This is a genomic window from Flavobacterium sp. AC105, from assembly GCF_979258495.1.
Genome location: NZ_OZ409860.1, coordinates 1,505,830 through 1,529,403 on the forward strand (window position 1 = coordinate 1,505,830; position 23,574 = coordinate 1,529,403).

The following is a 23,574-nucleotide window of genomic DNA, read 5'->3' on the forward strand; positions in this document are numbered from 1 at the left end:
TTGGGTTTGGTTAAAATTCTATAATGTGTTGTTTAATGCTCTTTCAATACGCTGAATCAAATCAAAATAATGATTTCTGGTTTCTTGATTTCCAATACTTCTCTTTGATTTCAAAAGTTGCAGAATTTGGTTTAATTCGCCTTTTTTATCAGAGGTAACTTCAGAAACTCTTTTTAAAGAAGATTGGTTAATGTTGCGTGCCATTTTTGATTCATCAAGATAATCGCATAAATGCGGCATGCTTAAATTTTCCTGAATGTCAATACTTTTTTTAGGTTCCGTTTTTTCAAAAAGTTTATTGGTTGAAACAATCAATACATCAACATAATTTTTCTGAGTCATACGCTCCATTATAGTAAGCGATTTATTTTGTATAGTTGAAGCAAAAATGTTCTGACGGATCGTTTGGAATAATTGTGTTACCGTAAAAATATTTTCCTTAGTTTCATTACGCTGGTATAATTCATTTTCGGTAATTCGCAGTAAACGATCATCGCTTAACATGCTGTATAAAATACCATATTGTAATTCTCTTGCCAATGTATAAGGCGTGTATTCATAAGGTCCAAGAGGAGAATCTTTCAACGGATTTGTTTTATCCAGGATTGGGTTAAAAAACAACCATTCCGGAAGTTTAATACTATTGTTTAATAAGTACGAAACCGCTCTTTTTTGAATCGCAGCCGGAACCGGAACATAACTTTGTTTGTTATCGCCGTGAACCGTAGTATTCAAATAAATACCGCCAAGATTGCTTAAAACATGATAATTGTAAAGATTCCATTGACCAATTGCAGCAATATAAAGTTTACCCGTTTCATAATACGATTCGTCTTTATCATACGTCCAGTCCAGAATATTGCTAACTACTTTCTTTAAGTTTTTAAGACCATATTCACTGGCTTTCATAGCATCATCACCCAAATCTTCAGATTGTGAACGCGGATCTATTGCAGCGTCTGCGGCTTGTTGTTCTCCGTAAAAATAAACAGGATCGTCCTGGTGTTTGGTAATCAGGCTGTTTAATGCCGTGTGTTCTTCAGTTTCATTAGGATACCATCTGTAACCCCATTCGATAGCATATTTGTCATATTCACCAATTTTTGGTGTAATGGCTTCTACGTGATCTTCCGGCTGAGCGATATAATTGTAGCGCGCATAATCCATAATAGAAGGAGCTGTTCCGCCCATTTTTGCCGTAAAGGCCGCAGATCGAAGCGATTCTACAGGATAGGCAAATGATGCTCCCATATTGTGTTTCAAACCAAAAGTATGTCCAACTTCGTGAGACGATACAAAACGAATCGCTTCGCCCATATGTTCGTCGCTAAATTTGTTTCCTCTGGCTTTTGGGTCAATTGCACCAGTCTGAATACGCATCCAGCTGTGCAAAGAGGTCATCACATTATGCCACCAGATAATATCTGATTCAATGATTTCACCACTTCTTGGATCTACAACTGCAGGTCCCATAGCATTTGATTTTTGTGATGCTACATAAGTAATAACAGAATAACGTACGTCGTCGATATCAAAATCGGTATCTTCAGCCGTAGGTTCTTTTGCAATAACAGCATTTTTAAATCCTGCTCTTTCAAAAGCGACCTGCCAGTCACGAACGCCTTCCATTATATAGGAGCGCCATTGTTTAGGTGTCGATGGATCGATGTAGTAAACAATGGGTTTCTTAGGCTCTACTAATTCGCCATTTTTATATTTTTCAAGGTCTTCTTTTTTAGGTTCTAATCTCCAGCGTGTGATTAGTTCTTTTTCACGCAATGCTTGCTGATCATCGCTAAAATACCAGTGGTCTTCAGAGAAATAACCAACACGTTTGTCTGCAAAACGAGGCTGCATAGGCACTTTATCCAATAAAATAATATTGCTCGTCACGCCAAGAGTAACCGATAAAGCAGGTCCGCCCTCGCTTACAGAAGTAGTAAGTTGTGATTTTATGACAATATTTTTTGGAAATGTTTTCACACTTTCTATATACGAAAGCTCTGATTTTACAGATCCGCCTAATCCAACATTGTTTAAAACATCATTGAAACTCTTTTGTTTTCCGTCAAAAACTTTATTTGCCTTGATTACGATCGAAGTCGAATCATTGTTTTTTGTTTCAATATCAAAAACTTCTATAATAGATTCCGAAAAATTAGCATTTACCGAAGCTGTTATAGCGTCTCCAACAGGGGATGAAACATTAGGCACAGATGATTTGACCCAAACCTTTTTTGCAACAAGATCTTTATGAAAAGTAATAATTTTGTTTTCGTAGTTCATTCCTCTGTTAAGCCCTTGCTCGTTAACAGGCATAGGAACGCTTGAAATTTTATTAACCACCAAAAATTCTCTTTGAAATAAAGAATCGTTGATTTCTAAATATAAATCAGTTTTAACTTGTATGGTATTGAATAATCCTTTTTTGAAAACTCCTTGTTTAATAAGATCTGCGTATTTTTTTCCTTTTGGGGCTTTCAGCGAATCTTTAACTTCTTCAGTTTTGTCTTTTTTGTTTTTTTGAGAAACCATTACATTGCTGCTACATAATAGTGTCAATATAAAGATGGTTTTTAGGGTTCTCAACAATGCCTTTTTCCCCATTTAAAGTTAAGTTTAAGTTAATTTTAGGCTAAAATTATAATGTCGACATTGTTAAAAAAAACAAAAAGGAGTGAGTGGCTTTTTTTTGGGAGTGAATGTTTTATTTTTATCCGATTAATGGTAAAATGCAAGTAAAATCTCCGTCTTTTTTGAAGGTTTGAAAGTCTTTTTTAGAATAGTAATTGTAGATACTTTCCAAGTATTTATGACCAAATTTAGATTCTTTCCCGAAGTTGGGCTTTTCGTTTAAGTTATTGGTAATGATTACCGCATTTTCCTTGATATCGATTGTGATTTTCAACGGATTTTCTTCAGAAGCAATATTGTGTTTGATGGCGTTTTCTACCGCAATCTGAAAAGAAAGATAAGGCACTTTTTTAGCCAGGATGTTTTCGTCTTCTATATGAATAGTAAAAACAAATTCTTCTGTAAATCTGGTTTGCTGCAAAAAGATATATTTCTCTATAAAAAGCAATTCTTCCTGAACCGTAACAATATTTTGAGATGGCGGATTAATCAGATAACGATAAATTTTAGAAAGGTTCAAAGTAAATTTGCGCGCAACACCTGTATTGCCTTCAATCAGCATATAAAGTGAATTCAGGGAATTAAATAAAAAGTGCGGATTTATCTGTTCCTTTAATTGCTGCAGCTGAATTAATGCTTTCTCTTTATTGATTTTTTCATTCTCTAAAAGAAGATTATTTTTTTCCTGTGACAAAATTGCTTTTTCACGGAAGTTTCTTCGGGTAAAAAGCGTAAAAAAATAAAAGAAAATCAGCAGGATTCCTGTTGTAATCAGATAAATTAAAGAAGCATATTTTTTTACGGCAACAACATCTTCATTCGCAATTTCTTTTGCAAAATTGACACAAATGTACCAGTTTGTTCCTTTTACATTCAGTCGTTTCGTATATCGAACAATGTCTAATTTTAAATATTCCGAAAGCGCAATTCTTCGGCTAAAACCATCTTTGATTGAAAAAGTCGTATCACGTGCAGGAAAATTAGAAATTTTGAAAATATTTTTTTTCAGCAGTTTTATTTCCGGGTGATAAATAATGGTTCCCTTTTTATCAAATACAAAAGCATAATTAGGCGCTTTTTGATCAATCGTCGAAAAATAAGATTGAAGTGATTGCAGGTCAATATCATATCCGTACCGAACTATTGTGCCATTTGCAGCAGTACATTTAAAATAGATACGCCAAAAGAAATTCTGATGATCCTCAACAATAGTATTAAATTGATTATGCTCGCCGTTTTTGGCAATAAAATCTTTTATCGAAGATTCTAAATTTGAACCTGTTTTAGAAGTAGTAAATTCTATTTTCTGATTATTGATCTGAAACCAATTATTTTTAACCAAACTATCATTGGCATGAATTGTACTTAAAACTTTTAAATTATCAGATAAATTTTTAGAAGTACTCATTTCGATAACGCGCGAGATTTCTTGCTGCGTGCCTAAGAATCGCGAAAATTCCTGTGCTATAACTTCCTGCTTTTTTAGAAATCCACGTTGTGTACTTTCGGCATTTGATTTTTCGGTAATCTGCGTAATCAATCCGCTTAAAATATAAATAGAAAGCAAAGTCAGAACAATAAAGACAATTCCTAAAATAAAGAAGTTCCGACCAGAAAAAGTATTTTTAAAAGTAAAGTTCAAAGATGTTTTTTAAATAATAAGGCAGACCTTATTGCAATGTGGCATTTATTTTTTCGTGTGCAAATATAGAACTTTTTGTCTGATAGGTTTTTAATTTTTACAACGGATTAAAATCCGTTGCTACAAAATAAACCGTTCCTCCGGAACTTTAGAGAGAGCCTTAGGCTCGAAACATATTGTAGCGACGGATTTTAATCCGTTGAAATGCAATACGACACAAATAAAGTTCCGTAGGAACGATATAATATTTAGATTAATAACCACAATATTGTCATTTCGACGGAGGAGAAATCGCACACGAAACTCCGTAAAGAATGTCGTCAATCTTTGTCGATCTGCTAGTGCGATTTCTCCTCCGTCGAAATGACAAAAATGTGCATTTTTAAAGGATTAATCCGTTAACGTAATACGACCAAAAAAAATCAAGCTCCAAATTTCACGTCCAGTATAAACCTGAAACCTGAAACCTGAAACTAAAAAAACAAATCAACCTATCTGAAGATGTTCCATATTCTTCCCTGCCAAAGTTTTTTCTCCAACAATTTTAAAAGCTGATTTCAGATATAATTTCTTTGCATTCGGATTATTTTCTTCAACCAATAAACCTAAAGTCTGATGATTTTTGCTCACAAATTCTTCAATTAGGAACTGGAGTATTTTAGAACCAATTCCTTTTCCCTGATGTTTCGGATTTACACCTAAAGAATCAATATAAAATTCTCCGGCTTGCGTTTCATCTTCGGGATTAAAATCCGGATTAAAACGAGTTCGGATATATTCAATAATCGGATTTCTTAATTCATGAAATTTGGCTCCGTCATAAACGGCAGCAACTCCCAGAATTTCATTTTCTTCTTCGACTACAAAACAATTCTGATACGAATACTGATTGTTTTCACTTTCGACAAAATGCAATAAAAATGCACTTATTATTTTATGATCTCTTTTATTAATGAATTTATAAAGAATCTCCTCCATCGCCAATAATAGGAGAGGGGCAATAAATGGAGAATCGGCCTGAATTGCTTTTCTAATAATCATAGTCACCTTTTTGAGGTACAAAATTACATCATTTTCAAAACTAAAATCACTATTTATAGTGATGTGTACAATTAAGGAGAGATATAGTTTTGCGGCTTATAATAGTGTAAAATATAGTATGTCTTGATGAGAAAAAATAAAACTGTATTCGAAAAAATAAATAAGTTCCAGATTATAATAGCCGTATTCCTATTTGGCGGAATATTGATTTCTTTTGGGCAAAATGGCTGTCCGCAGGTTCCGAAGTCCATTTTAGACGGGGCGAATGGCTTTTCTATTCAAGGAAAATTAAATAATGATGATCTGGGGTATACTACAAAAAGTGCCGGCGATATCAATCACGACGGAATTCCTGATATTATGATTGGAGCTCCGGGCGTTGATTTTGGCGGACTTGAAGATGTAGGTGAAATTTATATCATTTTTGGAGGATCGGAGTTTTCATTTGAAACTTTTGATATTTCAACCTTAAACGGAACGAATGGTTTTGTAATTCGCGGTTCTGTTGCCGGCGAAAAATTAGGTGCAAAGCTGGATACAGCCGGCGATTTTAATAAAGATGGTATCGATGACATTATAGCAGCAGAAAATTATGACGAGACCGGAATGGGGGGCGCTTTTGTCTTTTTTGGCGCTAATAGTTTTCAGGCACTTTATAACAGAACCGCTATTGATAACTCAAAAGGGTTCTTTATTACCTGTAATTCAGAGGTGAGGACCTATGTCAGAGATGTAAGTTTTGCCGGCGATGTTAATCACGACGGAACAGCTGATATTATTATCACAGAATATTATCAGGCTTTTGCTCACTATTATATTGTTTTTGGGAACAGCGGTATTGCGAGTTTAAACACCTCATCCTTAAATGGTACAAATGGTTTTCATATTTCAGGATATTCCTTGTCGTGGGCGATTGCAGGTTCTATTGGCCGTAATGCGGGAGATATAAACCATGACGGAATTGATGATTTGATATTAGGAAGCCCGTCTTTTCACGACGGAATAAGTTCTAACCAGGGAAGAGTGACTATCGTATTTGGAAAAAGTTCTGGTTTTCCGGCTTTATTTAAACTAGACAATCTGACCGCGGCAGAAGGATCTGTAATAACAAATACAATTCCGCAATCTCAATTAGGAAAGTCAATTGCTGCGGCAGGAGATTTTAACAGTGATGGCATCGATGATATTATAGTAGGAGCTCCTAATAAAGACCTTAACGGAATTTACGGCGCGGGTGAAGCTTATGTTATTTTTGGGAGTAATTCATTTCCGGCTGCTTTATCAGTAGAAAATTTAACAGCCAATACCGGTGTAATTTTTCAGGGAACTAAATACAACGAACAATTAGGGTTTTCTGTTGCAGGCTTAAAAGATATAAACCATGATAACAAAGATGATATCGCAATTTCGTCAAGAGAAGGAATTGCAAATAATGGCGCTTTGTTTATTGTATTTGGAGGAAAAACAGCTAAAGGAATTGTAAAAGAAAACACGATTTTAAATAAAATTGGATATCAGGTTTTTAATAATTACGTAGGTTACAGTTCTCAGATTTTTGCAAATGATGCAGCAGGAATTGGAGATTTCAATAACGATGGAACTAACGATTTTATATTTGGGTCTATCAGACAGGAATATTATTGGGATAAAGGAAATGCTTATATTTTTTATGGAGAAAAAACAGATCGTGTAGATGCTGTTGCACCAACAATAGAATGTCCGTCTAATCAGGAGTTGTATGCTAATTCTTTATTGCCCAATTATGTTTCTTATCTGCCTAATTTAATTGATAATTGTACGTATGTCAATACTTTTGATCTTGTATTTACTCAGACTCCGCCAGAAGGAACTGTATTTAAAGCAGACACCAACGTAACGATTTCTGTTACCGATGTATCCGGAAATAAAAGTTCGTGTACTTTTTTGGTAAAATTAAAAACACCTCCGCCAGCGATTACATGCAAAACATTCCATACTTCTTTAGAAGACTTAAATGGTGCAAATGGCTTTACAATTTATGGGGAAACAGGACAAATAGAAACAGGGTTCAATGTCAATAAAGCCGGAGATATAAATGGCGATGGAATAGCTGATTTTATTGTAAGTGCAGTTGGACGTTCCATAAGTTTTTCGGGCGCTTTTGAAAATGTGGTTGACCTCGTAAAAGGAAGCGTGTATGTAATTTATGGTAAAAGTTCAGGATTTCCTCCAATTGTTTATTTAGGAAACCTAAATGGCACTAATGGTTTTGTGGTTCGTGATGATATTGATTTAACAAGAGACGATAAAACAGGTTATAAAGTAGCTGCGGCAGGAGATTTAAATGGTGACGGAGTAGATGATTTTATGCTGAGTGCAACACAAAGTAAACATGTTAATTATAATGAAGGCGCCGTGTATGTTATCTTCGGAAAAAAGGGAGGTCTTGGGTCAAAATTTTTATTATCAGGTTTAAACGGAACTAATGGCTTTACATTTTACGGAACTGTTTATTATGAAAATGTAGGGACAAGCATTGATAATATTGGAGATTTTAATCACGATGGTTTCGATGATATTGCAATTTCCGGATCAGGTGAAGTAGAAAAAGCCTATATCATTTATGGAAAAAACGGATCTTTTCCAGCCTTACTATTGGCCACAGATTTAAACGGAACCAATGGTGCTGTAATTACAAGTAATCCGACCGTTGATAAAATTGGCAAGACTATAGCAGGTTTAGGAGATATTAATGGCGATGGAATTCCTGACATTGTTGTGGCTACTTATGAAGGAGATAAAAGATATGTTATTTACGGACGTTCAGGTTTTCCCGATGTCTTTAATGTAACAGCGCTAAACGGAAGCAATGGTTTCGTGGTAGAAAATTCAGCAGAAACATTAAGATATACCGATGTTAATAAAATAGGCGATATCAATCATGATGGCTTAAATGATATTGTGTTCAATAAAAGACATATCCTTTTTGGCGCTGCAAATATACCGGCAGCAGTAGATTTAAAAAATCTAAACGGCACAAATGGTTTTGTAATTTCAAATGCCAGTTCAGATACTAAATTTGGTGGTATTGGAGATTTTAATAAAGACGGAATTGATGATTACGTTTTCATAGCCAGCGGCTCAGAAGCTTATGTCTTGTATGGTAAAACTACCTGGACAAGTCCTGTAAACCTCTACCTTTTAAAACCTAATGAAGCACAGGTATTTAGTTTTAATTATGCTTACTATACCGCAATTAGTTTTGCCGGAGATATTAATAATGATGGTTTTGATGATGTCGTTGTAGGAAACAGTCAGTTTTTTAGTCCTTTTTTGCCTTACAAAGTAAATCAGGACCCGGGTAAATCATATCTTATATTCGGAAGGGCAATTGTATTGGATACTGAAGTTCCCGTCATATTAAACTGCCAGGGAAATAAAATTTTAGGTGTTGGAAGCGAAATTCCGGATTATAAATCAGAGACATTTGTACAGGATAATTGCGATGACAATCCTGTAATAACGCAAAGTCCGTTGCCGGGAACCATTTTCACAGGAGGAATTCAAACCATAACACTAACAGTTACAGATGCCAGCACTAATTTTAAAACGTGCACTTTTACTATCTCAGATGGTATCGACAAACAGCCGCCTGTTTTAACCTGTCCGGCAAATCAACAATTGGCCTGTGGGGAAACAGTTCCGGATTATATTCCGTTATTAACCGTAACGGATGATATGGATACGAATGTAGAACTCACCCAAAATCCAATTGCAGGAACAGCATTTTATGACGGAATGCAAATTACTTTCACCGCAAAAGATGATGCAGGACATGAAACTACATGCAGTATTGTTATCAATGCTTCAGGAGCAGATACAAAGCCGCCAACATTTACTTGTCCAACCAACGTAAAGTTATATTGCGGAGATTTGATTCCTAATTATGCGCTTGATCCAATGATGAATCTTTCGGATAATTGTAGTGATAATATCAGTGCCGAAATGACACCGCCGGAAGGCACGCCTTTCTATGACGGAATTCCAATACATATTAAATACACTGATGAATCAGGAAATTCAGCCGAATGTAATTTCGTAATACATTTAGCATCGCCAGATTTTGAGGATCCGGTAATGAATTGTATCGGAGATCAGACTTTAGCATGCGGGGAAAAAATTCCGGATTATACAACTTTATTTACAGCAACAGATAATTGTGGTGCTACGCCCGTAATTACACAAAATCCTGTTGCAGGAAGTGTTTTTACAGATGGCATGACTGTAACCGTAACAGCTACAGATGCAGCGACTAATTATACAAATTGCAGTTTTACAGTCCACACTTCCGTGGATGCAACTCCGCCAACGATAACTTGTATCGGAGATCAGAATTTGTTGGCAGGAACGTCACTTCCGGATTATACTTCGATGATTACTGGGCTGGATAATTGCGATAAAAATTTAACAATTTCACAAACTCCAAGCCCCGGCGCTTTTGTTTCTGACGGAATGATTGTTGTCATGAGCACATCAGACAATAGCGGAAATGAAGTTAATTGTTCCTTTGTAATTCATGTTGTTACAGACAATCAGGCGCCGGTTTTTAGCTGCCTTGATAACCAGTTGCTTTCTTGTAATACAACCGTAATTCCGGATTATACAACGATGATTTCGGCAACAGATAATACAGATCCAAATCCTCTAATTACGCAAAATCCGGTTGCAGGCACGGCTTATCAGGACGGAATGACTATTACAATAAAAGCATCAGATAAAAATAATAATACCAAAAGCTGTAGTTTTCAATTAAACACAAATCCTGTCATAGTTGATGCCGGAAGTGACGAACAAATCATCGAAGGTCAGTTTGTGCAGCTTGATGCAATTGCTTTAGAAACAGGAACGTATCAATGGAATCCTTCTGTTGGATTAAGCAATACACAAATATCCAATCCAAAAGCAAATCCGGCCGAAACAACAACCTATACCGTAATTTTTAAAAATGAAGAAGGCTGCGAAACCGAAGATTCTGTCACAATTACCGTAATTCCGCTAGATGAAGACGAAACAAAATATGGTTTTTCTCCCAATAATGATGGCATAAATGACTTTTGGGAAATAGATGATATCACCCAATATCCAAAAAACAAAGTTTCGATTTACAACCGTTGGGGCGATTTAGTTTATCAGACACAAGGCTATAATAATTCAACCAATGTTTTTGCCGGAATAGCCAACAAAAACAAAGGATTAGGCGCAGATGTACTTCCGGAAGGAACTTACTTTTTTGAGATAAATGTAGATCAGCCTCATCATTTTAAAAAACTCAGGGGATACCTTGTTTTAAAACGTTAATTCATGAAAAATAAAATAAAATTTCTCCTGACTTTCCTAATTATCATTTTTTTAGAAAGCGCTTATGGACAGCAGACTCCGGTTTTTTCCAATTATAATTACAATACAGTTCTCATAAATCCGGCATATGCAGGATATTATACAGATACTGATCTGGCGCTCACAACAAGCGGTTATTTTAATTCAATCGACGGAAGTCCAAAAAATATTGATATTTCAGTAAATACATTAACCGGATCAGAGAAGGTAGGATTAGCTGCAGGATTATCTCATGATGAAATTGGAGTAAGCAATACAACCCATTTTTTCACTTCGTATTCGTATAAAATTTATCTGAATTCTGATTATAAAAAGAAAAACAGCCTCAAGTACAATCCCAATATTATTTCGTTGGGAGTTACTGCAGGAGCCATGATTTATGATGAAAATTTAACCGAATTAGGCTTAGAAAACGATCCCGAATTTCAGGAAAACATCCATAGTTTTACACCTACTTTTGGAGTTGGTTTTTTATATAACCGGGACGCAATTACCGTTGGGCTTTCGGCGCCTAATTTGCTGAGCGGAACTTTTAATTCCAAAAACAATACTAATTTAGAAAATGTGTATTACGGTTATTTGGGATATCGATTTTTTTCCGGTGATTTAGAAGATGTGATTATCAACCCAAGTTTTTTACTAAAATATGTAGAGGGAGCGCCGTTTCAGGCCGATATAAATCTTTTGGTAAACTATAAAAACAAACTGGAATTTGGCGGAGGATATCGTTCCTCAAACACTTTGAATGTTTTAGCAGGATTTCATTTATCACAGAATTTCAGGGTTATTTGCACCTATAACAAATCATTTGATAATGTAGTAATTCCGGATACTTTCGGATTGGTTTTAAATTATCGATTTGGTAACGGATTCGAATAAAAATCAATCGACCAAACCATTTTCAACCGCATATTTTACAAGCCCCGCCGTATTTTTAGCATTCAGTTTAGACAATAAATTACGGCGATGCGTGTTGACAGTATTCAAGCTAATAAAAGTTTTTTCGGCAATTTCAGCCGTATTATATTCATGTGCAATCAGGACCAGAATCTCTTTTTCTCGAGAACTCAATTCCGTTAAATTCGAAACCTGTTTTTCAATTTTCAAACTGTTCGAAAGATGTTTTTCTTCCGTTTCTTCAGAGAAATAATTTTCGTCATCTGCAATTGTTGTAATGGCTTTTAATAACTCTGATTTCTCAGCATTTTTAAGCAAATAACCATTAACACCAATTCGGATTAATCTCGAAATAATACTCGCATTACTGTGCGTACTTACGATTAGTATTTTTACATCGGGATATTCTTTTTTCAGGATTTTGCTCAGTTCGATACCATCCATTTCTGGCATACTGATATCTAAAATAACCAAATCAACACTTTCCTTTTTGATTATTTCCAAAGCTTCAATTCCGTTAACAGCTTTGCCCACAATGTTTATTTCAGGTTCCTGTTCCAAAAGCGAAACAATTCCTTGCAGAAACATCGTGTGGTCATCGGCGATAAGCAGGTTTATTTTCTTCATTTTAAAATACTTTTTTCAGTTCCGTTTAACTGTTTAATGGATCGAGTTGATTTTTTATCTGAATCCCTTTTACAGGATTTCTTTTTGAATTTGAACCCAATTCTACCGGAATTTCAATATTGGCAATTGTGCCTCTTTTTGGTTTCGAATCAATCAGAAAAGTTCCGTTTAATTTGCTGATTCGCGCTTCTAAATTAATAAAACCAATTCCTTTAGCATAATTTTCCGGATTAAATCCGATGCCGTTATCCTCAAATAAAACATTCAGATCATCTTTGATAAGATTAAGTTGTATCTCAATTTCAGAAGCTTTTGCGTGTTTGATCGTATTGGTTAATAATTCCTGGATAATCTTAAAAACTTCAACCTGAATGTCTTCATTCATCGCATCAATATCTTTCTTCGGAAAAGTAAGAAATGAAATTTTCAGCTTGCTCGCAGCACTTATATTATTCAGATAAGATTCTAAAACTTCGCAGAATTTATTGTGACTAAATTTCTTCGGAATCAAAGTATGAGATAAGTTTCGGACTTGCTGATACGTTTCATCCAATTGCAGGTTAATCTTCTCCATATTAGAAAATTGACCGTCGGAAAGATGATTTAATTGAAGTTTTATAGCCGCCAGATTTCCGCCAATACTATCGTGTAATTCCTGCGAAATACGTTCACGTTCCTTATCTTGCCCGCTAATCGAGGCTTTAATCATTTTTAATTCCTGTTCTTTCAAAATGCCATCAATTTTTTGAGAACTAATTTCGGCTTGTTTGGTATTTAATAACCGCTGCGCTTTTAAACGTTTATAATATTGAAATAAAAGCCCGAAAATTGGAATCAGAAGAATCAAAAACGCAATAATGGTAAACAATTTGGTTTTCTTTTGCTGATTGATTTCCAATGCTTTTAGTTGCTGATCTTTTTTAAGCAAAGAAATCTCGTTTCGTTTTTTATCAGATGAATTCTGAAAAAATAAGATCGTGTTTTCGTTTATCTTCTTTGAAATTTCCTCCTGAAGGCGCATGTTTTTTATGGCTTCGGTTTGGTTTTCCAGCGTTAGTTTTTTAGCAGCATTTTCAAATTGCAAAACTTCAATTTCTTTTTCTTTTTGAGCTGTTTTATACTTTATTTCGAGTTCGTTGATTTCTTTTCGATTTTGTAAATGCGTAATAGAATCTTCTATTTGATAATATTTATTGGTATAATTATAAGCATTTTTATAATCATCCTGAGCGATAGAAATTTCTTTAAGTGCTTTAAAAATAACACTTTGTTCCTGCAATAATCCTAATTTTAAAGCATCTTCAAGACCAGATAAATAAATACTTTTTGCAGTATCGTATTTTTGGAGTTCAAAATATATTTTCCCCGTACTCAGTCTCGCAATCAATGCAATTTGATTGTATTCGTTTGCATCCGCTATTTTTATGGCATCGTTATAAAGTTTTAAAGCTTCTCCTTTTTTGTTTTGCGCTTCAAAATTTCCCGCCAGACTAATGGCAATTATCGCCCTGCAATTGCTGTTATTTTGCTGCTGACATAAAATATTTGCCTTATTAAGATATTGATTAGAAAGATCATATTCTTTTTCTGTCGAATAAATATCTCCAATATTGATGTAACTTCCGTAAATAATTTCAGGATCTTCCTTGTATTCCAGGCATTGTTTAAAAAGTTTCAAAGCATTTTTGTAATCGCCCAATTCACTATAAATTAAGGCTAAGCCATGAGTATGCGTATAAAAAAGGTTTTTTTCGTTGTATTTCTGAGAAACTTCAATGCCTTTAAGATGCCATTTTTTACTTTCTTGTAATAATCCTCTTTTTTTATAATTGGTAGCAAGTAAATTATAACCCAACGAAAAAAGTCGGTTTTTTAGGGAATCATTTACAACAGTATTAAACTTTAGCGCCTGATTGGTATAATAAATCGAAGAATCTATCACGGCCCTTTTATTAAAATAATAAGCCAATAATAAATCGGCGCAAGCCTTAGAGCGATTATTTTTGGTCGATTCAAGAATAGAATGTGCTTTTGAATATGCTTTTTTTTCGTCGCCTTTGTTGTATAAAGCATAAAGCGCGGCAATGGTTTTCTCGTCCCGAATTTCACTTGGATTTCGGGAAACAAAAGACTTCTTTTTATTTTCAATCTGCGCCTGCAGAATAAATGATAAAAAAAAGAACATTAAGACATGAAGCCTTTTAAAACAGATTGCCATAAAATTTAGTTTCGTACTCAAATATTAAAATTAAGAAATAGTTAAAGTCTTGTAAATTTGGGATTTATAAGATTAAAGCGAAAAAGAATGAAGGCTTAAAAGTACTATAAAACGATTAAAAAAAGGTGATTTAAATTAAATTTTTGAACTTAATTGTGATATTTTTTATTGCCAAAAAAAAGGGAAATATTAATTAAATATTTCCCTTTTTAGTTTTAATTATATTCGATAATGGAAGATTTGTTGAGTTTAATAATTCGTATTTTTTTATTGGTATTATCCGATAAAAGAATGCGATTGTCAAGTTGCGCGATGCATACAATTGTCTCAAAAGGATTTACTATCCATCAGCCTGAATAAAATTATAGTAAATGTTTGGGCCAAAGATTAAAGTCCTTAAACTGCTGCTGTTTGAGGACTTTTTTAGTTTTTGAACTATAGTTTTGGTTTCAAATTATAATTTGAAACCATTAAGCGTCAATAGTTTCGGCTTATAAATGCTATAATTTATAGTTTTGAGGGAATTAAAAAGAGAATTCAATATTATAGACATCAATACAAACAAATTATTGATGTCTTGATGCGGTAACTCTGAAACCCTATTGCAAATCAATTAAAACTTAAAATTATGAAAAAGTATCCTTTATTATTTGTTGTTTTTTTCTTTTCGCTGGCAGTTTCTGCCCAAAGCTCAAAATCATTTTTACTTAATTTATATGGAGGTTATACCTTTTCAGACAAAGTAGAATATGATAATGCATATGGTTATGTAGAAGATGGCTTTGAATACGGAGCAGGTTTGGAATATTTTTTTATGGAAAATAGTTCTGTAGAATTAAAATATAACAGACTGGATACAAAATTACCACTTTACGGACCATTAGGAGCCCAAATCAATGCTGGAGATGATAAAGGAGCGGTAAATTATATTTTGGGAAATTATAATTATTATTTCGGATCGAGTTCACAAAAAGCATTGCCATTTCTGGGAGCTGGTGTAGGAGTATCAATTCTTGAAACTCCACAAAGCGGGAACGGAACTTATTTTGCCTGGGAAATAAAAGCTGGTGTAAAAATAAAAACCAATTCGCCGGTATCAATTAATCTGCATGCGTATTTACAATCAATGTCGGCTGCGGTTGGTGATGATTATTATTGGACTTATTATGGGTTAGTTGGAGTAACAGATTATGTGTCAACGTATCAATTTGGTTTGGGTGCTTCTATAAGTTATGATTTTAGTAAATAAACAAGAGCTTTTAAAATTAATTTTCTATTCAACTAAAAATTAAAACATGAAAAAAATAATTCTATTACTGATTTTTACAGCAACAAATTTATTTGCTCAATCCAGTACAAAAGATGAAGTTGCACTTATTCAGGATCTTTACGGAAAATCTAAAACAGATTTGGTACGGGAATATATGAATTTATCAGAACCACAGGCTTCTGCTTTCCAAAAAGTATACGATCAATATGAAATTGACAGAAAAGCGCTTAGCCAGAAAAAAATACAATTAATAAATGATTACGGAAATAGCTATGCAACGCTCGATGACGCAAAAGCTGCCGAATTAGCAGAAGCAAATCTGAAAAATAATATAGATTCAGATAAGTTATTATCTAAAACTTATGGTAAGGCTAAAAAAGCAATTGGTGCCCGAAATGCGGCCAAATTTATTCAGTTAGAACAATATTTGCAAGTCGCAATAAGAAGCGAAATTCAGGATGCGATTCCTTTTATCGACGAAATTGATAAAACAAAAATCAGCAAATAATAAAAAAGCGATAATTTTATAGTTATCGCTTTTTTTAATTTTTCTATGAAGAGAAAGTTAAACCTTTTGCTTTAAAATTACTAAAAAGCTCCTGACGTGCCATACTCACCGTTTCTTCTGTACGATAAATGCTGCACCAGAATTTGATTAGCAGTTTGTATTTTCCGTCGGAAATTGCACTGTAATAAATCTGCGAAGCTTTATCGTTGTTTACTAACGAAAGATTTTCAAGCGTTTCATTTACAAGCGTATTAATCTCATTTGGCGAAACATCTCCTTCAACTTCAAAAGTTATTTCTACTAGTTTAAAGTTATCTGTATACGTCCAGTTTGTAATATTTTGAGATAATAAATTCCCATTCGGAATAATGATTTCGGCACCATTTGGCGCATTGATTTTAGTAGTACGAAGCCCCATTGATTTTACACGGCCGGATTGGGAACTAATTTCAATAACATCTCCAATTTGTATCGGTTTATCAAAAATTAAAATAATTCCGGAAACAAAATTGTTTACAACACTTTGCAGACCAAGTCCAACACCAACTCCCAAAGCACCTAAAAGAATACTCAATTTGTCCAGAGGCATTCCGGAAGCCGTAACAGCAAGAAGATATCCAACAATTAAAACAATTAATCGTGTTATAAGTAATTTAGAATGTTGTCTTTTATTGATATTTTCTTCGTTTTCATCCTCTATTTCTCCAAAAAAGTATGCCACATAATTTTGCAGTAAATGCGCTATCCAGATGATAATAAAAAACAGAGCAATATTACCAAGTGTAAAAGTAATGCTGCCAATAGTATTAGGATGAGTAAGTAATGAACTCAAAGAATTGCGAAGCGATTCCCAAATATTCAGGTTAGAAGCAATAACAACCAGCCACATATAACTAATCACGATTATGAAAGGTTTTTTGAGGGTCTCTGATAAACTTTCGTGATCAAAAATCTTTTCGATATCGCGTTTAATTCGGGTTGTGTAAATCTGTAAAAGAACAACTTCTAAGATAATTTTTAATAATACACTAAGCGCAACAATTTGCGTAAGGGATATAAAAGCAGTCAGACTCAGCATGTTTGAAAGTGAAACTCTTCCAAAAAGATTATAAAGTATGGCTAAACCATTAAATCCGATAAAAATAATATTCGCCCATTTAAAAAAAGCTTGTATATAAAGCTGATCTTTTATGCTTTTTATTTGGCGTAAACCATAATAAACACCCAAAATATTTATCGCAATAAAAGCACAACGCTGCAGGAATCCTACGCTAACAAACAAATCAATGAAACAAAGCGCAAAGAATAGTGCTAAAAGAATAATCCAGTTGCGCATTGCAATTTTTGACCATTTATCCTTGAAAAGAAAAGTCAAAACACCCAATAAAATAAGCTGCAGAAATTCTAAAAACAATGCCGGAGCATACAAATTGCTCACAACGGCAACATTAAGACCAATTACGATTACAGGTAATATTACGCCTCTGTTAAGATATTTGAAATTAAAAAGAGAAAGGTTTTCAAAATGACCATTATCTTTTAAGTACTTTATATTGCGCGAAATATACCACGCCAAAAGGCCCATAAAAAAGAGCAAAGTGATTAATCCGCCCGCTCTGTAACTCAAATAATAAGCAGCAACACTTTCTTCAATTTGTACTTTTGCTTTAATATTATGATCGGCTGTTTTTGGAGCGATAGAATCATTAATGCTCCATAAAGAAGGATATTCTTTTTTAAGCATGCTAATTCCGGATTTCTCCAGATTATCTTCTACGGCAAGCAACGCGTTTGAGACAGCAATTTTTCTTTCTACCGTTAATCGTTTTTTATTATTTAAAATGCCCTGATTTTTGGTCATCAGACTATCTGTGCTTAAATATCTCGATTTAAGATTCGCAAATTCTTTCTTGAATTGTTTACGGCGAATTGTATCTCTTAAAAGAGTTATTAAAGTTTTGTCTTTGCGTAAATCAATAACCCTTTTTTTAATTTTTTCAAGATTCAGGTTTCGGGAATTAATAGCAACGTTTTGATCATCAAGTTCTTGTTGAATCTCTTTTAAAACAATACGATACATTTGCTGATTACGCACATTAGGATTTGCCCCTTTTAAACTGGCCAGAATTAAGTCCAGTTTGCTTTGCGTTCTTTTAATTTCGCCAAAAAGATGATGTGAACTTCCGTCAAAATCAGTATCGTTATAGGCAGATTCCATAACCTCTCCGGCTTTTTCAATAGCCATTAAATAATCACTGTCGGTTGCGGTTGTATCGTTAAATAATCTTCCTGCACTTTCTTTTTTTATCGGTTTTGTTTGTTGGCAATAATTGAATTGCGCCAATAAAAGCGACAAAAATAAAGGGAGCAGATAACCAAATTTTCTTTGCAAAATCATAATGTAAATAGCGTATTTAGGGAATTCCAAATTTAATTTTTTTTATAATACTTTCGATTATGAAGAATTAAATTTAAAGTAAAGATATTTTTTAAAGTGATTCCTGATTTCACGTTTTAAAGAATCCAAATGCAAATTTACATCAATTATAATTTTGTAGTATTATTTTTATAATGAAATATGCTTTTTTAATTTGAAAATTTGTGAATAAAAAAACCTGTAAAATCAGCGATCTTACAGGTTTTATATAGATTATTAGAATAAATTATCTGATGTCCTAATTCAAAAACAGCATATTTATAATAATTGCGCTAGACAAAATCGCAATTTTTTCTTCATTATTCGAATAATTATTCATGAGGCTAACATTATAGCTATTGGCAGATCTAACAGCATTTTTCATAGATCCGGTCCATTTTTGGTCAATTGAGCCAATTTGGTTTTCTAAAGAATCGTTAATAATGAAATTAGATTTTTTCCAAACATCACATATTTCAGCAATAACTTCATTTGATGCGTTTAGAATTTTGAATTCAGGCTTAAAAAAAGTGGACTTCTGATTAATCGCACCTACTTTTTTTCCTGAAGCGTCTTGTACTATAATTTCAGGGCGCAAAATACCTTTTCTGGATATTAAAGCTTCTAAACCGCCATTGGCACTTCTAATTTCGACCGAAAAAGGAAGCAATGTTTTAGTAATGGTAAATCGCAGCACTTTTTGAACAATGCTCAGTTTTTGTTTAATTCTGCCAATGCGTTCCCGCTTGTCATTATATACATTATAGTGCTCCTGAAAACTATTTTTTTTGTCAACAAAATAGTTGTTTGTTTCAAAGAAATCTGAAATCATAATTTAGTTCTAATATGTTATTAAAAATAAGGATTAGGGGGCATTCAAAAGTAGATATTATGTCATAAAAAAGAACTAAGTATTAATACCTGATTATTTAAAGATAAAAATAAAATTTCAAGTAAAACAGCTCAGTTTTGTATTACATTCTTTTAATTTTAAGAAAATAATTACAATTTGTTTAATCAAATTAAAATAACAGCTACTCTTTAAGATTGAATATTCAATAGTATTTACCCTTGAATAAAAAAGCCTGTAAACTCAGGTTTATAGGCTTTTTTACAGGATTTATGGAATCAAAATGGAATACCATATTCCTAAATAATAATGTTGATGATTAATAAATTATGGAGTTAAATCTTCTTCTAAGATTTAATCATTTGCTCTTCGATTTTTTTAAGTTCCGAAGTTACAGATGTACAAAGAATTTCATACAAAGTTGTTCGTGATATTGGATAAACAGGATATACATATTTGCGCCAGACAACCGTTGTAGGAATGTCTTCTGTTTTATGTTTTTGATATAAATCTTTGATAAGTTTATAACGTAATAATTTATTTTTTTGAACTCCGAGGCTTCTGTTGGTTGATATAGACATGATGATATGGGATAAATATGATGGATAAATAAAGATGGAAAAGAGGAAAAAAGTATGTTTTTTAAATAGTATAATGTTATTTAGACGAGGCAAAAAATGCCCGTTTTCTGGTTCCTGTTATTAATCGAATAAAACAGGAACCATCGGGATCTGTATGTTTATGAGCTGATGTTCTGAAAGTGAATTAACCTTTGTAAGTAGCTTGGGTATGCTTTTTAAATCTTGGATTTTTAATAACAATATTTTCATATTGATTAAAAGCCTGGCGCTCCTTTGATGATAAATCATTCTGGCAATTCCAGTTTCCAAGCGTATCCTTAAATACCTTATGATCGTTTACTTCATAACTTTCATGATCCGTTATTGGTTTTATTCTTACGCTCATTTTTGTACTGTTTAAAGGTTGTGTTTATTTTAAAATTAAGCCATTCCTGAAATATAATAATTGGCTTTAAATTGGTAGCAATTAGCAAAATAGCCAAAAGCACCGATGCGTAAATGTCATTATTAGGCTGCATGTATCTGTTCATTTTGCTGGTTAAAGAAATTAAAAGCATATCCGTGTAAAAAATCAACTGATGACATCGATAACGGAATATTAGTTTTGGTTCCGTTTTCATTAATCAAACAAGCTTCAATAAACCAGCTCGAGCGTACAGGTTTAAAAGATGAAGCAATAATTTCGACACCATCAGTAAACTCTTCATTGTTGAATTCCTTGGTTAGTTTTTGCAATTCCAGAACTCTTGAGCCTTTTAGGTTTCCTTTTGCATCTTTTTTAAGAAGATTAAAAACAATTTTAACCAGCGAAGCCGTTTCTTTGCTTGTAGAAAGCGATGCAATATAATTCTGAACTTTTTCAATTCCAATAGTTACAGTATCATCCCAACCTTCATTAATGCGATATCCAATTGTAATTTCTTCCTTTTCATTAGAAAAAGTGTGCGACATTTGTTTCTCTTTAAAACCATAAACCTGATTTTTTAAATCCAGGATAGTTTCAAAAAGCTGAAATGTTTCGGTCTTTACATTACTAATCATTTCAGAAGTTTTGTGCAGTTTTAAAAGTGCTTTCGGAATTGTTTCTGCTACAAGTTTTTTGTACGCATCTCTTTCTTCATTTTTTTTATTTTCTATTCGCGTCAGCGCTTCTTTTAATTGTTGTGCCGAAAATTGAGATAAATCAATAGTTTTTGGGTGGATATTTGTAACTGTTGCGTTCATAATTTTTGTGGTTTTAAAGTTTTTATTAGGCTACTTCGGTTAATTCTTTTAATGGATCTTCGTAATAAGGTTTAAAATTCAGCAAAAGTGCAAGTCTTGAAACCTCTTTTATTTTGTTTTCGATTATTGATGAAACCGGTCTTGGTGAAGCCGTTTCGTCCTCCAGAATGTGCATCCATTGAAAACGTTCCTGATTAATGCAGATTCTTTCTCCTGCTGTGAATGTTCTTGTTTTTTCAGAACAAAATTGCAATGCAAAATATAATAAGGCAATGCGTTCTTCGATTTGTTTTTTACTCATGATTTCTTTTCTAAAATGGTTCTTAAATTTTTTATATCAGACTCTATTAAATTTCTTTCGGCACTGTTTGGATTTTCAATCAGCCAGTTTTCCAGTTCCCGGATTTTTTCTTCAATTTGATCAGTTTTCATTTTATATGATTAGGATTAATATGTGGTTTTTGTTTTAATGTGTCTTCTCAGTTTGTAGTTATTTTTACCTGTTTTTAGGTTAATATATTACTACATTGAATTTTGTGTCGAAATATTTGACTTTGTTGCTTTTATTTCTTTACTTTGCAAATATAATGTAAAATAATACATCAAAACAAATAATTAACGTAAAAAATTACATCTTCTTATGGGTTCAACAGAAAGAATGAAAGAATACCTTGATTATAAAGGGATTACGAAGTATAAGTTCTGTAATGATTTAGGGTTTTCTAATAAGTTTTTAGATAATAGCAGTAATATGGGTACGGACAAGGCGTGTAAAATATTAAACTATTATCCAGAGGTTAATTCCGAGTGGTTACTGACGGGAAACGGACCAATGTTAAAAGAAAACACAACTGATATTGTTATTATGAATAATGACCGAAAAACGATGGACTCCCTGCATTTAAGCCAGGAAATACCATTATACGATTTAGAAGCTGTTGCCGGCTTAAAAGAATTATTTAGCAGCGGAAAACCGCAAAGAATTCTGGATACCATTAAAATTCCAAACCTGCCAAAATGCGACGGGGCAATTTCTGTAACCGGAGATAGTATGTATCCGTTGCTTAAATCCGGAGATATAATTTTGTATAAGGAAACAGAATTTGAAAATATCTTTTTTGGAGAAATGTATCTGCTAAGTGTAAAATTGAATGACTGGGAAGAATATATTACAGTAAAATATGTGCAGAAATCAGATCAGGGCAAAGAATTTGTAAAACTCGTAAGTCAGAATTCACATCACCAGCCAAAAGATATTCATATCTCAAAAATTTCTGCTTTGGCACTTATCAAAGCAAGTATTCGTATCAATACTATGATGTAAATTTATTTGATTTAAAAAATCTAACATAACCCCTGAATTATCGGGGGTTTATGTTTTTATAAAGCTCCTTTATTCAAGTATTCCATAATTCAAATACTGTTTAATCTGAAAATATTTCAAAACCAAAATGCAAATCCACATGTGAATTTTATAAATTTTGCCGAATATTATATAAGAAACTAAAAATTATAAAACATAATATTTGCTGGCGCACGGAACGCTCAGGTTTTTTGTAATTTTTAATTGTTATTGCTTATTTGATTGGTATTTGACAATAATAATGATTTTTTGTTCTTTTGATATGTGAATTTCAATTTGAATTTCTAATATGTTACTAATTAAAATGGTATATTTGATAGTGACATTAAAGTCTATTTTTTAAAACTATTAGTCTTTAAATTATTTAATAAAATATCCTTGTAAAGTCAAGATTCCTTAAAGAATTGATTATGAGAAGTTTTAAACTGGGAAATTATCATTTAAGCACCGAAGAATTATAAAATAAGCAAAATGACTTTTAAGAATATACTACAAATTGATGATGATTCTGATGATTGCGAATTATTTATGGAAGCATTAGAAGCTGTTTCTACAGCTGCTTATACGGCCATTTATAATCCGGTCGAAGCCTTGCGTAAACTGATGAAAAGAGAAATTGAACCCGATGTTATTTTTCTTGATTTAAATATGCCCATTATGTCAGGACTTGAATTTTTAACAGAAATTAAAAAAGAGGATAAATTGAAAGAGATTCCTGTTATTATTTTTTCGACTTCACAGCTCGACGATATCATTCGCGAAGCAAAAGCTCATGGTGCGCAGGATTTTATTTCAAAACCAAATAACTTTAATGACTTAAAGAAAATTTTAAGTCAATATACTTTTGCATATTAAATGTATTGCGGGCTATAATTTTTCAGATTTATCTATTATCCGAAAAGATTTTTTATAAATATAATTACGCAA

18 protein-coding genes are annotated in these 23,574 nt (G+C 33.0%); 6 read left to right on the plus strand and 12 right to left on the minus strand.

Annotated features, from left to right (window positions below):
• Positions 1-18: 18 nt before the first annotated feature.
• The 3 genes from ACZ0AH_RS06845 to ACZ0AH_RS06855 all read right to left on the minus strand — a co-directional run bounded on the left by ACZ0AH_RS06845 (position 19) and on the right by ACZ0AH_RS06855 (position 5,317).
• On the minus strand, positions 19-2,607 hold the full coding sequence (locus ACZ0AH_RS06845) for a zinc-dependent metalloprotease (RefSeq protein WP_463475069.1): 2,589 nt from the start codon (positions 2,605-2,607) through the stop codon (positions 19-21).
• Between the two features lie 106 nt (positions 2,608-2,713).
• A complete protein-coding gene (locus tag ACZ0AH_RS06850; protein WP_463475070.1) occupies positions 2,714-4,276 on the minus strand; it encodes a histidine kinase in 1,563 nt (520 codons plus the stop codon).
• A gap of 486 nt (positions 4,277-4,762) precedes the next feature.
• A complete protein-coding gene (locus ACZ0AH_RS06855) occupies positions 4,763-5,317 on the minus strand; it encodes a GNAT family N-acetyltransferase (protein WP_463475071.1) in 555 nt (184 codons plus the stop codon).
• A gap of 126 nt (positions 5,318-5,443) precedes the next feature.
• Here ACZ0AH_RS06855 and ACZ0AH_RS06860 point away from each other — a divergent pair, with 126 nt between their 5' ends.
• The gene (locus ACZ0AH_RS06860) at positions 5,444-10,654 is read left to right on the plus strand and encodes an HYR domain-containing protein (protein ID WP_463475072.1); all 5,211 of its coding nucleotides are present in this window, start codon (positions 5,444-5,446) and stop codon (positions 10,652-10,654) included.
• A 3-nt stretch (positions 10,655-10,657) separates the two neighbouring features.
• A complete protein-coding gene (locus ACZ0AH_RS06865) occupies positions 10,658-11,572 on the plus strand; it encodes a PorP/SprF family type IX secretion system membrane protein (RefSeq protein WP_463475073.1) in 915 nt (304 codons plus the stop codon).
• A 3-nt stretch (positions 11,573-11,575) separates the two neighbouring features.
• Here the strand turns inward: ACZ0AH_RS06865 and ACZ0AH_RS06870 are convergent, their stop codons facing one another.
• Positions 11,576-12,217, minus strand: coding sequence for a response regulator (locus ACZ0AH_RS06870; protein WP_463475074.1), 642 nt, complete (start codon positions 12,215-12,217; stop codon positions 11,576-11,578).
• Between the two features lie 25 nt (positions 12,218-12,242).
• On the minus strand, positions 12,243-14,456 hold the full coding sequence (locus ACZ0AH_RS06875) for a tetratricopeptide repeat-containing sensor histidine kinase (RefSeq protein ID WP_463475075.1): 2,214 nt from the start codon (positions 14,454-14,456) through the stop codon (positions 12,243-12,245).
• 607 nt (positions 14,457-15,063) lie between these two features.
• On the opposite strand from ACZ0AH_RS06875, the gene ACZ0AH_RS06880 reads away from it, so the two are divergent.
• Entirely contained in the window at positions 15,064-15,684 is a 621-nt protein-coding gene (locus ACZ0AH_RS06880; RefSeq protein WP_463475076.1) for an outer membrane beta-barrel protein, read from the plus strand.
• 46 nt (positions 15,685-15,730) lie between these two features.
• Positions 15,731-16,213, plus strand: a complete 483-nt coding sequence (locus ACZ0AH_RS06885) for a hypothetical protein (RefSeq protein WP_463475077.1) — start codon at positions 15,731-15,733, stop codon at positions 16,211-16,213.
• 43 nt (positions 16,214-16,256) lie between these two features.
• On the opposite strand, the gene ACZ0AH_RS06890 is transcribed toward ACZ0AH_RS06885, so the two are convergent.
• The 7 genes from ACZ0AH_RS06890 to ACZ0AH_RS06920 form a co-directional block, all read right to left on the minus strand.
• Positions 16,257-18,641 (minus strand): mechanosensitive ion channel family protein, encoded by a 2,385-nt coding sequence (locus tag ACZ0AH_RS06890; protein WP_463475078.1) that lies wholly within the window; start codon positions 18,639-18,641, stop codon positions 16,257-16,259.
• A gap of 247 nt (positions 18,642-18,888) precedes the next feature.
• On the minus strand, positions 18,889-19,461 hold the full coding sequence (locus ACZ0AH_RS06895) for a phospholipid scramblase-related protein (RefSeq protein ID WP_463475079.1): 573 nt from the start codon (positions 19,459-19,461) through the stop codon (positions 18,889-18,891).
• Between the two features lie 365 nt (positions 19,462-19,826).
• Positions 19,827-20,060, minus strand: a complete 234-nt coding sequence (locus tag ACZ0AH_RS06900) for a hypothetical protein (RefSeq protein ID WP_463475080.1) — start codon at positions 20,058-20,060, stop codon at positions 19,827-19,829.
• Positions 20,061-20,244: 184 nt separating this feature from the next.
• Positions 20,245-20,445, minus strand: a complete 201-nt coding sequence (locus ACZ0AH_RS06905; RefSeq protein ID WP_463475081.1) for a hypothetical protein — start codon at positions 20,443-20,445, stop codon at positions 20,245-20,247.
• 122 nt (positions 20,446-20,567) lie between these two features.
• Positions 20,568-21,284, minus strand: a complete 717-nt coding sequence (locus ACZ0AH_RS06910; protein WP_463475082.1) for a DUF3164 family protein — start codon at positions 21,282-21,284, stop codon at positions 20,568-20,570.
• 25 nt (positions 21,285-21,309) lie between these two features.
• A complete protein-coding gene (locus tag ACZ0AH_RS06915) occupies positions 21,310-21,585 on the minus strand; it encodes a hypothetical protein (RefSeq protein ID WP_463475083.1) in 276 nt (91 codons plus the stop codon).
• A complete protein-coding gene (locus ACZ0AH_RS06920) occupies positions 21,582-21,716 on the minus strand; it encodes a hypothetical protein (RefSeq protein WP_463475084.1) in 135 nt (44 codons plus the stop codon). Before ACZ0AH_RS06920 ends, ACZ0AH_RS06915 begins: the two co-directional genes overlap by 4 nt.
• A gap of 208 nt (positions 21,717-21,924) precedes the next feature.
• On the opposite strand from ACZ0AH_RS06920, the gene ACZ0AH_RS06925 reads away from it, so the two are divergent.
• Positions 21,925-22,608 (plus strand): S24 family peptidase, encoded by a 684-nt coding sequence (locus ACZ0AH_RS06925; protein WP_463475085.1) that lies wholly within the window; start codon positions 21,925-21,927, stop codon positions 22,606-22,608.
• Between the two features lie 510 nt (positions 22,609-23,118).
• Positions 23,119-23,502: a response regulator gene (locus ACZ0AH_RS06930; protein WP_463475086.1), complete on the plus strand. Its 384-nt coding sequence runs from the start codon at positions 23,119-23,121 to the stop codon at positions 23,500-23,502.
• The last annotated feature ends 72 nt before the right edge of the window (positions 23,503-23,574 follow it).

Bases quoted from the DNA above. Each gene is read 5' to 3' on its own strand.
- ACZ0AH_RS06905 (WP_463475081.1), bottom strand. From the start codon at position 20,445: ATGAGCGTAAGAATAAAACCAATAACGGATCATGAAAGTTATGAAGTA.
- ACZ0AH_RS06925 (WP_463475085.1), top strand. From the start codon at position 21,925: ATGGGTTCAACAGAAAGAATGAAAGAATACCTTGATTATAAAGGGATT.
- ACZ0AH_RS06930 (WP_463475086.1), top strand. From the start codon at position 23,119: ATGACTTTTAAGAATATACTACAAATTGATGATGATTCTGATGATTGC.
- ACZ0AH_RS06860 (WP_463475072.1), top strand. From the start codon at position 5,444: ATGAGAAAAAATAAAACTGTATTCGAAAAAATAAATAAGTTCCAGATT.
- ACZ0AH_RS06845 (WP_463475069.1), bottom strand. From the start codon at position 2,607: ATGGGGAAAAAGGCATTGTTGAGAACCCTAAAAACCATCTTTATATTG.
- ACZ0AH_RS06880 (WP_463475076.1), top strand. From the start codon at position 15,064: ATGAAAAAGTATCCTTTATTATTTGTTGTTTTTTTCTTTTCGCTGGCA.
- ACZ0AH_RS06920 (WP_463475084.1), bottom strand. From the start codon at position 21,716: ATGAAAACTGATCAAATTGAAGAAAAAATCCGGGAACTGGAAAACTGG.
- ACZ0AH_RS06885 (WP_463475077.1), top strand. From the start codon at position 15,731: ATGAAAAAAATAATTCTATTACTGATTTTTACAGCAACAAATTTATTT.
- ACZ0AH_RS06865 (WP_463475073.1), top strand. From the start codon at position 10,658: ATGAAAAATAAAATAAAATTTCTCCTGACTTTCCTAATTATCATTTTT.
- ACZ0AH_RS06870 (WP_463475074.1), bottom strand. From the start codon at position 12,217: ATGAAGAAAATAAACCTGCTTATCGCCGATGACCACACGATGTTTCTG.
- ACZ0AH_RS06855 (WP_463475071.1), bottom strand. From the start codon at position 5,317: ATGATTATTAGAAAAGCAATTCAGGCCGATTCTCCATTTATTGCCCCT.
- ACZ0AH_RS06900 (WP_463475080.1), bottom strand. From the start codon at position 20,060: ATGTCTATATCAACCAACAGAAGCCTCGGAGTTCAAAAAAATAAATTA.
- ACZ0AH_RS06915 (WP_463475083.1), bottom strand. From the start codon at position 21,585: ATGAGTAAAAAACAAATCGAAGAACGCATTGCCTTATTATATTTTGCA.
- ACZ0AH_RS06910 (WP_463475082.1), bottom strand. From the start codon at position 21,284: ATGAACGCAACAGTTACAAATATCCACCCAAAAACTATTGATTTATCT.
- ACZ0AH_RS06895 (WP_463475079.1), bottom strand. From the start codon at position 19,461: ATGATTTCAGATTTCTTTGAAACAAACAACTATTTTGTTGACAAAAAA.